Raw genomic sequence first — 11,733 nt, forward strand, 5'->3', positions numbered from 1 at the left:
GGACTCCCATGCCCCGCCCTACCGACGACAAGCGACCCGATGACGGCGGGCCCGAGGATGGACCGCTGTCCTGCGACGTGGCGGTGATCGGCGCCGGCACCGCCGGGATCGCGGCGGAACGGGCCGCCCGCAAGGCCGGGGCGCGCACTCTGCTGATCGACCCGGAGTTTCGCGGCACGCTGTGCGCCAGCACCGGCTGCATGCCCTCCAAGCTGCTGATCGCGGCCGCTCATGCAGCCCATGACGTGCGCCGCGCGGACATCTTCGGGGTCCGTGCGGATGCGCCCACCATCGACGGCCCCGCGGTCATGGCCCGCGTTCAGCGCGAGCGCGACCGCTTCGCCGCCCTGACGCGAGAAAGCATCGAGACGCTGCCCGAGGGCATCGCGATCCGCGGCCGCGCGCGCTTCGTCGCGCCGACGCGGCTGGTGCTGGAGGACGGCCGCCCCATCGAGGCGCGCGCCGTGGTCATCGCCACCGGCTCGGTCGCCCTGATCCCCGAGCCGTTCCGCGACCTTGGCCCGCGCATCCTGACCAACGAAACCCTGTTCGAGCTGCCCGACCTGCCCCGCCGCCTGGCGGTGATCGGCGGCGGCGCGATCGGGCTGGAGATCGCGCAGGCCATGGGGCGGCTTGGCGTGGCCGTGACGCTGTTCGATTCGGGCACCACCTTGGGCAAGGCGCGCTGTGCGAAAGTGCACGACGCGCTGCACACGGCCATGGCGCGCGACATCACCCTGTGCCTGGGCGTCGAGGTCAAGCCAGAGGCCGCGGCCGACGGCATCCGCCTGCGCTGGACCGGCGATGCCGAAGGCCAGGCGGAGTTCGATCATGTCCTGCTGGCGGTCGGACGTCCGCCGAATCTCTCCGGGCTGAACCTGGAGCGCGCGGGGCTGGCGCTGGACGATCACGGCACGCCCTGCTTCGACCCGGCGACCATGCAATGCGGGGACGCGCCGATCTTCATCGCGGGCGATGCGGATGCGGATGTGCCGCTGCTGCACGAAGCCTCGACCGAAGGCGCCATCGCGGGGGCGAATGCGGCGGCCTTTCCGGACATCCGCCCGGCGGACCGCAGCCCGGATTTCGCGCTGACCTTCACCGATCCGCCGCTGGCCCAGATCGGCGCGGGGCCGGGCGACGGGATCATCTGCGGGCGCAGCGATTATGCCGACCAGGGCCGCGCCCGCGTCGAGGCGCGCGCCGAGGGGATTGTCAGCCTTTACGCCGACGCGTCGGGGCGGCTGATCGGCGCGGATCTGTGCTGTCCGGGGACAGAGCATCTGGCCCATCTTCTGGCCTGGTCGATCCAGTCCGGGGCCACCGCCAGCGGCCTTCTGTCCATGCCCTTCTATCACCCCACGCTGGAGGAGGGGCTGAAAAGCGCGCTGCGCGAGATCTGCCGCGCGACCAGCCAACCCCTGCCCGAGGGTCGCGACCGCGGCATGCCGCCGGGCGCCTGACCGCCATGTAGGACAAGATATGACCGAGACGATCCAAGACCTGGGCCACGGCTTCTGGACCATCCGCGGCGATCTGCGCATCGGAGGGGTGCTGAACATCGGCACCCAGGCCGCGCTGGTGCGCCTGTCGGACGGGGGGTTCGTGATGCTGGACAGCTATCCGCTGTCGGGCGCGCTGCGCGAGCGGGTGATGGCGCTGACCGATCAGGGCCGCGCGGTGCGGGCGGTGCTGAACCTGCACCCGTTCCACACGCTGCATTGCGCGGCGGTCGCGCGCGACTTTCCTCATGCGCGGCTCTACGGGGCGCATCGGCACAGGCTGCGCCATCCCGATCTGGACTGGCAGGACGATCCGGTCGAATCGCCTGCGGTCCAGGCGCTGTTCGGCGACGATCTGGTCTTCTCGCTTCCGCGCGGCATCGACTATGTCAGCCGCAATGAGCATGTCCATGCCGGGTCCCTGCTGGCCTGGCATCCGGCCAGCCGCACGCTGCATGTCGACGACACGATCAACCTGATGCCGGTGCCGGGGTTGCTGCGTCGACTGGTGACGCGCCCGCGCGTCTTCCTGCACCCGACCCTGCCGCAGGCGCTGGAGACGCGGGCCGGAGCCGTGCGCGACTTTCGCGACTGGCTGCACGGGCTGGCGGCGATGACGCGCGATCTGCGCTGGCTCTGCGCGGCGCATTCGGGCGTGCGCGAATTCCGGCCCGGCGGGTTCTCGGACGAACTGATGGCCGCCTTCCGCCGGATCGAGGACAAGCTGGCCCGGACCGAGGCGCGGCGCGGCTGATCTTGCGCTTTGGCGCGTGTGACGGTCAGATCGCCGCAATAGGGAGGGGCGCTCGATGATCGACATGGGACAATTGCCCGACGGGCGGCGGGTGCAGGCGGTGGACCTCAGGGCGGGGCGGCTCCGGGCGCGGGTGCTGACCTTGGGCGCCATCGTGCAGGACCTGCGGCTGGACGGGGTGGACCGCCCGCTGGTGCTGGGCCATCCCGACCCCGCGGCCTATCTGGACACCTTCGCGCATGTGGGCGCGGTGGTCGGGCGCTATGCGAACCGCATCGCGGGCGCGCGCATCCGCCTGTCGGGGCGCGATCACGCGCTGGACGCGAATGAGGGCCGGAATTGCCTGCATGGCGGCACGGTCGGCGCGTCGGCGCGGATTTGGCGGGTGACGCGGGCCGCGCCCGATGCGGTGACGCTGGCGCTGGATTTCGCGGATGGAGAGATGGGCTTTCCCGGCGCGCTGCAGGCCGTGGCGCATCTGTCCCTGTCGGATGCCGATGGCGTGGCCGGGCTGACCGTCGCGCTGCAGGCCACCGCCACGCGCCCCACGCCCTGCAACCTGACCCATCACGGCTATTGGACGCTGTCGCCCGACGGGTCCGCCGACCCTCTGCTGCAGATCGCCGCCGACCGCTATCTGCCAGTCGATGCCGCGCTGATCCCCCTTGCTGATGCACCCGCCCCGGTCGCGGGCACGCGGTTCGATTACCGGACCGCCCGGCCCTTGGGTCGCGCGGGCCTGGACCATTGCTGGTGCCTGTCGGATGCGCATCAACCGCTGCGCGAGGCGGCGCGGCTGACCGCGCCCGATCTGCGCCTGCGCGTGATGACCACCGCGCCGGGGCTGCAGGTCTATGATGGCGGGCATTTCCCCGATGCGGGCCTGCCCGGCCACCCCGGCCAGACCGCCCGCCCCCAATCCGCCGTCGCGTTCGAGGCACAGGAATGGCCCGACGCCCCGAACCGACCCGAGTTTCCGCCCGCGATCCTGCGTCCCGGCACCGTCTGGCGGACCGAGACGCGCTATCTGCTGGACCGGCCCTAGCCGACCATGACCACGGCCTGACCGTCGGGGAATTGCGGGTGCCGCGCGGTGATGCGGATGGTGCCCGCCTCGCCCGTCAGGCGCAGCCACAGCCCCGTGGTGCCCCCCTGCAGCATGCGCAGATCGGGGCCGATCAGCCGCGCGGGGCCGTCCACCGTGACCGCGATCCCGGCATCCAGGAAGGGCAGCCGGTTGCCCGCTTGGTCCAGCGCGCGCAGCATGACCCGCAGGTCGATGTCGGCATCCGCCGGAACCGCATCGCGGTCGGGCGCGACCTGCAGCGTGGTGGGCAGCGGGTCGGCCACGTAATCGCGCACCGCCACCTGTTCGCCGTCCAGCCAGCCGGTGATGCGGCCCGGATGCCAGCTCATCCCCCAGAGGCCCAGCTCGGCCGCGCCGATATGGCGGTGATCGATGATGACCGGCGGATGCGGCAGATGCGGGAACCGCTCTCGGTCGGGACCGACGCGGCGGGTGACGCCCGCGCATTCGAACTCGACCTCGTCGCAATTGGTCAGGATGATCAGGGGCAGGACGCCGCCGATATTGCGCTCGCCCCGCGCCCAGAAGGTCACCGGCTCCATCACGATGCCCTCGGCGGGCGGCTTCTGGCTGCCATAGGCATGGGCCGCCAATTTCGGCTCGCGCCAGATGTCCATGACGCCGTGATGGCAGATGCGGTCGCCCGCGCCGAAATCCTTGTGCGTGTTGTAGTCGAACATGCACCAGCCGATCGAACCCGCGATGCCCGCATCGCCATGGGCGGCGTTCAGCACCTCAAGGTGGCGGATCACATGCTCCATCTGGCGCAGTTCGGGGTCCTGCGCCTTGGTCGGGAACATGTGGCCGTTATATTCGGTGACCAGATAGGGGACCGGCTTCTTGATCCCCGTCACCTCGGCCGGCGCGCGCAGCGCGGTGCGCGGGCGGTTGATCAGCGGCAATTCGGATTCGTCCAGGATGAAGTCGTTCATCGTATAGACATCCTCCAGCATCTCGCTGTCGGTGATGAAGCGCACGCCCCCGGTCGCCCGCGTCGGGTCCAGTTCCCGCGCCAGCGCATTGGTGCGGGTGTAGAAGTCGTGATTGTCCTGGCTTTCGTTGATGCGCACGCCCCAGATCACGATGCTGGGATGGTTCCAGTCGCGGGTGATCATGGCGCGGACGTTGTCCACGCTGCGGTCCTGCCAGGCGGCGTCGCCGATATGCTGCCAGCCGGGGATCTCCTCGAAGACCAGCAGGCCGATCTCGTCGCAGCGGTCCAGGAACCACTTGCTCTGCGGATAATGCGAGGTGCGCACGATGTTGCAGCCCAGATCGTGCCGCACGATCTCGGCATCGCGCTCCTGCGCGTGACGGCCCGCGGCATAGCCCTGATGCGGCCAGCTCTGGTGCCGGTTCAGACCGCGCAGCGTCATCGGCTGGCCGTTCAGCAGGAAGCCCTGCGGCGTCCATTCCGCGGTGCGGAAGCCGAAGCGGTGCGTGGTCACGTCGCCGCTGTCGGGCAGGGTCAGCTCGACCGTGTAAAGCTGCGGGTTCTCCGTGGACCACAGCGACAGGCCGGTCAGGCCCGACAGGGTCAGATCCCCCTCGCCCTCCACGGCGGCGATCTCACGCGCGCCGTCCAGCAGGCGGGCGCGGACCGGGCCGGGGGCGGTGACCTCGGGGCGGATCACGACAGTTTTCGCGTCCGCCAGCGCGTCGGGCGTCAGGATGCGCGCATTGGTCAGGTGCCGTTCGGGTAGCACCATCAGCCAGACATCGCGATAGATCCCCGCATAGGTCAGATAGTCGATCTGCGCGCCGAAGGGCGGGATGGCGGGGTTCTCCGACCCGTCGATCCGCACCGTGACCCGGTTGTCGCCGGGGCGCAGGTGGTCGGTCAGGTCGGCCACGAAGGGGGTGTAGCCGTCGGGATGGGCCACGACCTGCACGCCGTTCACCCAGACCACATTGTCGGCCATGGCCCCGTCGAACCGCAGCTGCACCCGGCGGCCCGCCCATGCCTCATCCCACGCGATCACGCGCTGATAGGTGAAGGCGCGCTGATAGCAGGTCTCGTCGAAATAGCTCAGCGGCAGGTCGACAGCGTTATGCGGCAGCGTGACCGGGGCGCCTGCCAGCGGTGCGGCAGGGTCGGCCGCGCCTTCGGCGAAGATCCAGCCGTGGTTCAGTCTTTCGATGGTCCGCATGATCACCACTCCGCAAAGCTGCCGTCGGCATGGCGCCAGACGGGGTTGCGCCAGCGGTGCCCTTCGGCGGCCATCTGGCGGACCTTGTCCTCGTTCACCTCGATGCCCAGACCCGGCCCCTGCGGGATCGCGACGAAGCCGTCGTCATAGGCAAAGACCGACGGGTCGGTCAGATAGTCCAGCAGGTCGCTGCCCTGGTTGTAATGGATGCCAAGCGATTGTTCCTGGATGAAGGCATTGTAGCAGACCGCGTCCAGCTGCAGGTTCGCGGCCAGCGCGATGGGGCCAAGCGGGCAGTGCAGCGCCAGGGCCACGTCATGCGCCTCGGCCATGGCGGCGATGCGATAGGTCTCGGTGATGCCGCCCGCATGGCTGGGATCGGGCTGGATGATGTCGACATAGCCGCCCTGCAGGATCGCCTTGAAGTCCCACCGCGTGTACAGGCGTTCCCCAAGCGCGATGGGGGTCGAACAATGGTTGGCGATCTCGCGCAGCGCCTCGGCATGTTCGGACAGGACCGGTTCCTCGATGAACATCAGGCGGAAGGGCTCCAGTTCCTTGGCCAGCACCTTGGCCATCGGGCGATGCACCCGGCCGTGGAAGTCGATGCCGATGCCGAAATCGGGGCCCATCTCCTCGCGGATGGCCTGCACGCGCTCCAGGACCTGATCGACCTTGGCGTGGCTGTCGACGAACTGCATCTCCTCGGTGCCGTTCATCTTGACGGCGGTGAAGCCCCGGTCACCGCAATCGCGCGCCATCCGCGCCGTATCGCCCGGACGGTCGCCGCCGATCCAGGAATAGACGCGGATGCGGTCGCGCTGCTGGCCGCCCAGCAGGGCATGGACCGGCACACCCAGATCCTTGCCCTTGATGTCCCACAGCGCCTGGTCGATCCCCGCGATGGCCGACATGTGGATGCCGCCGCCGCGATAGAAGCCCGCGCGATACATCACTGTCCAGTGGTCCTGGATCAGGCGCGGGTCGCGGCCGATCAGGTAATCCGACAGCTCCTCGACGCAGGCGGCGACGGAGGCGGCGCGGCCTTCCAGCACGGGTTCGCCCCAACCGCTGATGCCCTCATCCGTGCTGATCTTGACGAAGCACCAGCGGGGCGGAACGATGAAGGTCTCGACGGCGGTGATTTTCATGAATGGTCCTCGAAGGCGGGGGCCGCGTACTGGCGGCCCGTCAGGAAGGCATCGGCGACCAGGCGCAGCGGCGCCAGGTCCAGGTCGCTGTCGCCCGCCGCGACCAGATCGCGAAAGCGGGCGTAAAGGCGGGCATATTCACGGTTCTCTCCGGCGGTCTCCAGGCCCGGCGCGGCGAAGCGCGCGCCCCCGTCGGAGAGCATCGCCGCGCCCACATCGGTATCAAAGGCGATCTGCCAGGTTTCCCCTCCCGTCACGCGCCAGTCGAAATGCGCGGCGATGGGATGGCCCGCCTCCAGGCTCAGATCGGCGGCGATGGGGGTCTGGCGGTTCGCGGGGACATGCAGGTCGGCACCGACCAGCCGCACACCCGGGATCAGCGCGGTCAGGATCGACAGCGCGTTGATGCCGGGGTCGAAGACGCCCAGACCGCCGGGCTGCCAGATCCACTCCTGCCCGGGATGCCATTTGCGCACATCCTCGCACCAGTCGATGCGGACGGCGCGGATGCGGGTCGTGGCCAGCCAGTCGCGGGCCGCGTCCACTGCCGCCGCCTCGCGCGAATGCCAGGTGGCGTGGATGGTGACGCCCTGCCGCGCAGCCTCGGCCTGCAGCACCGCCATCTCGGACAGGGTCGCGCCGGGGGGTTTCTCCAGCATCAGGTGGCGGCCCGCGCGCAGGACCGCCATGGCCTGATCGAACCGCCCCTGCGGCGGGGTGCACAGCGACACCGCGTCCACATCGGCCAGCATCTGCGTCACGTCGCGATGGTTGGCGACGCCCTCCAGCGTGGCGTTGCGGCTGGCGATCGCCGTCAGCGTCAGGCCGTCGGTCGCGGCAATGGCGGGCAGGTGCTGAGCACGCGCGATGGTGCCCAGGCCCACAAGTCCGATCCTCAGGCTCATCTCAGGCGCTGCCCGGTCTCGGCGTCGAAGAAGAAGGCGTCGGCCGGATCGAAGGTCAGGCCCACGCTGCCGCCGCCCGCCGGGTCGAGGCGCTGGCCGGTCTGCACGATCAGCTTCTCGCCCGAAGGGGCGCGCAGATGCGCGAAGGTCGTGCCGCCCAGGTTCTCGGCCAGCTCGACCTTGAACGGCCCGTTGCCCGACAGGCGCAACGCGTCGGGGCGCAGGCCGATCTCGACCGTGCGGCCGTCCGACAGGGCGGGACGGTCGGCGGGCAGGACCGTGTCGAAGGCCGGGGTGACCACCTGCCCGGCCTGGACGCGGGCCTTGACGAAATTCATCGCCGGGCTGCCGATGAAGCCCGCGACGAAGCGGTTGTCGGGATCGTCATAGAGGTCCATGGGCCGGCCCACCTGCTCGATCCGGCCGGCGCGCAGGACGACGATCTTGTCGGCCATGGTCATCGCCTCGACCTGATCGTGGGTGACATAGATCATCGTCGCGCCCAGTTCGCGATGCAGGCGTGCGATCTCGGCGCGCATCTCGACGCGCAGCTCGGCATCCAGGTTGGACAGCGGCTCGTCGAACAGGAACACCTTGGGGCCGCGCACGATGGCGCGCCCGATGGCCACGCGCTGACGCTGGCCGCCCGACAGGTTCGCGGGCTTGCGCTCCAGCAGCGGGTCCAGCTTCAGGATGCGGGCGGCCTCGGCCACCTTGGCGGCGATCTGGGCCTTGGGATGGCCGTTCATCTTCAGCCCGAAGCCCATGTTCTGAGCGACCGTCATATGCGGATAGAGCGCATAGGTCTGGAACACCATCGCCACGCCCCGATCGGCGGGTTCGGCATCGGTGACGTCGTCGCCGTCGATGCGGATCTCTCCGGCGCTGGTCTCCTCCAGCCCCGCGATCATGCGCAAGAGCGTGGACTTGCCGCAGCCCGAGGGGCCGACGAAGACGCAGAACTCGCCCTGATCGACCTGCAGATCGACGCCGTGAATGACCCTGACGGGCCCGAAATCCTTGGTGACGCGGCTCAGCTGGACGCCGGACATGGGAAACCTCATGACTTGTGTTCGGGAAACCGCCAGTTGTCGGCGGTGGCGGCGATCTGCGCCGCGGCCTCGCGCACCGGCCCGGCCAGCGCCAGAAGCTGCGCGCGCGGCACGGTGGCGGTCGTGGTGGTGACGGAGATCGCGCCCAGCACCCGGCCCGCGCCCGACAGGATCGGGGCCGCGATGCAGGCGATGCCCGTCTCGTGCTCCTCATCGTCCAGCGCATAGCCGCGCTCGCGGATGCGGGCCAGCTCGGCGCGCAGGGCCTCGGGCGTGGTCAGGGTGTTGGGCGTATGGGCATGAAACGACTGGCGCGCGATGGCGGCGGCCAGCCGGTCCTCGGGCAGATGGGCCAGCATGGCCTTGCCCACGCCGGTGCAATAGGCCGGGCCGACCTTGCCCGATTGGGCGAACATCTCGACCGGCAGGCGGGCGTTGCGCTTGTCCACGTAAAGCACCGCGCCATTGTCCAGCTGCGCCAGATGCACGGTCTGGCCCAGATCCTCGGCCAGGCGGTTCATCACCTCCTGCGCCAGGGGGGCGAGGCTGGACTGCGCCCAGGCCGAATGGGCCAGCCGCACCAGCCGCATGCCGGGCGCATAGGTCTGGCGGTCCTCGTCATAGGCCAGCATGTCCTGATGCGTCAGCGCCTGGAGGAACCGATAGAGCGTCGCCTTGGGCAGGCCCGCCTCGGGCAGGATCTCGGCAAAGCGGACGGGGCGGCCGAAGGCGGCGACAAGGTCCAGCACCGCCAGCGTGCGGCCCACCGTCCCGTCCGTCGTCTCGCGTCCCTGCACCGTCACGTCATCCTCCCTCTCGATGTTGACAGGCTAAGCGATTCGCATCATAGTTTCAATATTCAAAACCAAGTTTCACTATTTGGAACCAAATGGGAGGGAGACCATGGTCCAACTGAAGCAAGGGCTGGTGATGGCGCTGCTGCTGTCCACCGCCGCCCCCGCCTTCGCGCAGAGCCGCGTCCTGGTGTTCAACACCGACGCGTCCGACCCCGCGCCCAAGGCGGCCTTCGACCAGCTGATCGCGGATTTCGAGGCCGAGTACCCGGAGATCGACGTCCAGGTGAACACCTTCGACCACGAAGGCTACAAGACCGCGATCCGCAACTTCATGACCGCCGACGCGCCCGATCTGGCGAACTGGTATGCGGGCAACCGCATGCGCCCCTTCGTGGAGGCGGGGCAGTTCCTGGACGTGTCGGATGTCTGGGCCGAGAACGGCCTGACCGAGACCCTCGGCTCGGCGCTGTCGTCGATGACCATCGACGACAAGCAGTGGGGCATCCCCTACACCTACTATCAGTGGGGCATCTACACCAACAAGGACGTCTATGCGCAGGTCGGCGTCGAGCCCGCCGCGACCTGGGACGAGTTCATCGCCAATTGCGAGAAGTTCAAGGCCGCCGGCATCGACTGCCTGACCACCGGGTCCAAGGCGCTGTGGCCGGTCGCGGGGCTGTTCGACTATCTGTCGCTGCGCACCAACGGCTATGACTGGCACATGCAGCTGACCAACGGGGAAATCCCCTGGACGGATGACAGCGTGCGCGCGGTCTTTGCCGAATTCTCCAAGGTGCTGCCCTATGTCTCGGCCAACCATGCCGCGATCGACTGGCAGGACGCCGTGTCGAACCTGGTCCAGGGCACGGCCGCGAACTATGTCATGGGCAACTTCGCCGTGGCGGCCTTCAAGGACGGCGGCATGACGGACGAGAGCCTGGGCTTCATGCCCTTCCCGACCATCAACCCCGACATCCCGCGCGCCGAGGAGGCACCGACCGACACCGTCCACATCCCCGCCGCAGCCAAGAACCCCGAGGATGCCAAGCTGTTCCTGGCCTACATGGCGCGCCCCGAGGTGCAGACCAAGATGAACGCCACGCTTGGCCAGCTGCCCATCAACAACGAGAGCACCGTGGGCGACGACCCGTTCCTGCAGGCGGGCTTCGAGCTGCTGTCCACCGCCGAGGGCGGCATCGCGCAGTTCTTCGACCGCGACGCCTCGCCCGAGATGGCCAAGGCCGGCATGGAGGGCTTCCAGGAGTTCATGGTCCGCCCCGAGCGCCTGGACGCCATCCTGGAGCGGCTGGAGCGTCAGCGCCAGCGTCTCTATCCGCAGTGATCCCGGCCGGCGCGGGCGGAGCGATCCGCCCGCGCCCCCTTGCCCGCAACCCGACCAGGAAGGTGGCCCATGACCGCCCTGCCCGACACCCCCCTGCCCGCCCCGGCACCGCGCCGCCGCCGCCGGTCGCGCCGTCAGCTGACGCCCTGGCTGTTCCTGGCGCCGGGCCTGCTGATGTTTTCGGTCTATGTGCTGATCCCGATCGTGCAGTCGGTCTGGGTCTCGTTCCACGATTGGGACGGGCTGGGGCCGATGACCTGGATCGGCCTGGCCAATTACGATGAGCTGTGGTGGGACGAGGCCTTCTACACCAGCCTCAAGAACAACGTGATCTGGCTGGCGCTCTATCTGCTGGCGGTGCCCCTAGGGCTGCTGATCGCGCTGTTCCTGAACCAGACCGTGCGCGGCATCCGCATCTACAAGTCGCTGTTCTTCTTCCCCTTCGTCATCAGCCAGGTGGTCGTGGGGCTGATCTTCTCGTGGTTCTACGCGCCGGGCTTCGGGCTGCTCTATGCGCTGATCGAATGGGTGACGGGCACGGGCGTCGCGATCCTGGCCGACGAACGCTATGTCACCTACGGCATCATCGCGGCGGGCCTCTGGCCGCAGATCGCCTATTGCATGATCCTGTACCTGACCGGCCTGAACGCCGTCGCCCCCGACCAGATCGAGGCCGCGCGCCTGGACGGTGCCAAGGGCTGGCGGATGCTGTGGCATGTCGTGCTGCCGCAGCTGCGTCCCGCGACCTTCATCGCGGTCGTGGTGACGGTCATCGGCGCGCTGCGCAGCTTCGATCTGGTCAGCATCATGACCTCGGGCGGGCCCTTCGGGTCGTCGCGGGTCCTCTCCTACTACATGTACGAACAGGCGCTGTCGGAATACGGCTATCGCATGGGCTACGGAGCGGCAATCGCGGTCGTCCTGTTCGCGATCATGATGATCTTCATTTCGGGCTTCATCTGGAAGATGTGGCGCGACGAGAAAGGGGCCTGA

Annotated in this window: 10 protein-coding genes; 5 read left to right on the forward strand and 5 right to left on the reverse strand. The window is 68.9% G+C overall.

Annotated features, from left to right (window positions below; genetic code table 11):
* Window positions 1-8: 8 nt before the first annotated feature.
* The 3 genes from AACG61_RS19150 to AACG61_RS19160 are packed head-to-tail and all read left to right on the forward strand — an operon-like array spanning window position 9 to window position 3,301.
* Window positions 9-1,463, forward strand: coding sequence for a dihydrolipoyl dehydrogenase (locus AACG61_RS19150; RefSeq protein ID WP_411840163.1), 1,455 nt, complete (start codon window positions 9-11; stop codon window positions 1,461-1,463).
* A gap of 19 nt (window positions 1,464-1,482) precedes the next feature.
* Entirely contained in the window at window positions 1,483-2,256 is a 774-nt protein-coding gene (locus tag AACG61_RS19155) for a hypothetical protein (RefSeq protein WP_411840164.1), read from the forward strand.
* A 55-nt stretch (window positions 2,257-2,311) separates the two neighbouring features.
* Window positions 2,312-3,301, forward strand: coding sequence for an aldose epimerase family protein (locus AACG61_RS19160; RefSeq protein WP_411840165.1), 990 nt, complete (start codon window positions 2,312-2,314; stop codon window positions 3,299-3,301).
* Here AACG61_RS19160 and AACG61_RS19165 read toward each other — a convergent pair.
* The 5 genes from AACG61_RS19165 to AACG61_RS19185 are packed head-to-tail and all read right to left on the reverse strand — an operon-like array spanning window position 3,298 to window position 9,398.
* The gene (locus tag AACG61_RS19165; protein WP_411840166.1) at window positions 3,298-5,493 is read right to left on the reverse strand and encodes a glycoside hydrolase family 2 TIM barrel-domain containing protein; all 2,196 of its coding nucleotides are present in this window, start codon (window positions 5,491-5,493) and stop codon (window positions 3,298-3,300) included. The genes AACG61_RS19160 and AACG61_RS19165 overlap by 4 nt on opposite strands.
* 2 nt (window positions 5,494-5,495) lie before the next feature.
* Window positions 5,496-6,644 (reverse strand): galactonate dehydratase, encoded by a 1,149-nt coding sequence (gene dgoD / locus AACG61_RS19170; protein WP_411840167.1) that lies wholly within the window; start codon window positions 6,642-6,644, stop codon window positions 5,496-5,498.
* A complete protein-coding gene (locus AACG61_RS19175) occupies window positions 6,641-7,549 on the reverse strand; it encodes a Gfo/Idh/MocA family protein (RefSeq protein WP_411840168.1) in 909 nt (302 codons plus the stop codon). The genes dgoD and AACG61_RS19175 overlap by 4 nt, the downstream gene beginning before the upstream one ends.
* Window positions 7,546-8,601 (reverse strand): ABC transporter ATP-binding protein, encoded by a 1,056-nt coding sequence (locus AACG61_RS19180; protein ID WP_411840169.1) that lies wholly within the window; start codon window positions 8,599-8,601, stop codon window positions 7,546-7,548. The genes AACG61_RS19175 and AACG61_RS19180 overlap by 4 nt, the downstream gene beginning before the upstream one ends.
* 8 nt (window positions 8,602-8,609) lie before the next feature.
* Window positions 8,610-9,398 (reverse strand): IclR family transcriptional regulator, encoded by a 789-nt coding sequence (locus tag AACG61_RS19185; protein WP_411840329.1) that lies wholly within the window; start codon window positions 9,396-9,398, stop codon window positions 8,610-8,612.
* Window positions 9,399-9,504: 106 nt separating this feature from the next.
* Between AACG61_RS19185 and AACG61_RS19190 the strand changes: the two genes are divergently transcribed.
* Together AACG61_RS19190 and AACG61_RS19195 are read left to right on the forward strand one after the other, a co-directional pair.
* The gene (locus AACG61_RS19190; protein WP_411840170.1) at window positions 9,505-10,740 is read left to right on the forward strand and encodes an ABC transporter substrate-binding protein; all 1,236 of its coding nucleotides are present in this window, start codon (window positions 9,505-9,507) and stop codon (window positions 10,738-10,740) included.
* 69 nt (window positions 10,741-10,809) lie between these two features.
* On the forward strand, window positions 10,810-11,733 hold the full coding sequence (locus AACG61_RS19195; RefSeq protein WP_411840171.1) for a carbohydrate ABC transporter permease: 924 nt from the start codon (window positions 10,810-10,812) through the stop codon (window positions 11,731-11,733).

It is taken from the genome of Paracoccus sp. ME4 (genome assembly GCF_046736325.1).
In the GTDB taxonomy this organism is placed as follows: Bacteria; Pseudomonadota; Alphaproteobacteria; order Rhodobacterales; family Rhodobacteraceae; genus Paracoccus.